Annotated in this window: 1 pseudogene; it reads left to right on the plus strand. The window is 65.0% G+C overall.

Annotated elements, in window-relative coordinates:
• Positions 1–40 precede the first annotated feature (40 nt).
• Positions 41–431: pseudogene (locus tag GPT33_RS15875) on the plus strand (hypothetical protein); the annotation flags it as partial.

The following is a 431-nucleotide window of genomic DNA, read 5'->3' on the forward strand; positions in this document are numbered from 1 at the left end:
TGGGAGCGTTGATCTGGATCTATACGCGAGAGATGCGCCGATGATGAGCGCGGATCCGGGCGACGTCTCGGCAAGATCGGCGCGGCGCGCGATTCCATCGAGAGGCGGCACCCTCAGCGTTGCTGCGCTCATTCTCTTGTCGACCCTCGGTTCGCCTGCCCTGGCCCACAAGCTTCAGGTCTTTGCCTTTGCCGAAGGCGCGAGCATCGGCGGGTCCGCCTATTTTGCCGGCGGCGGTGCCGCCTCGGGGGCGCGGATCGAGGTCCTGGACGGGGAGGGAAACAAGCTGGACGAGTTGGTGCCGGACGGCGAGGGTAAGTTCGTCTATACGGCACAGAAGCCTGTCGATCATCTGATTCGGGCCATCACGGGCGATGGCCATCAAGCCGAGTGGCGGGTCCCTGCAGCCGAGCTTGCAGCGGGATTCGGGT

Origin of the sequence: Thiocapsa sp. (assembly GCF_011390875.1) — a bacterium.
Lineage (GTDB): Bacteria > Pseudomonadota > Gammaproteobacteria > Chromatiales > Chromatiaceae > Thiocapsa.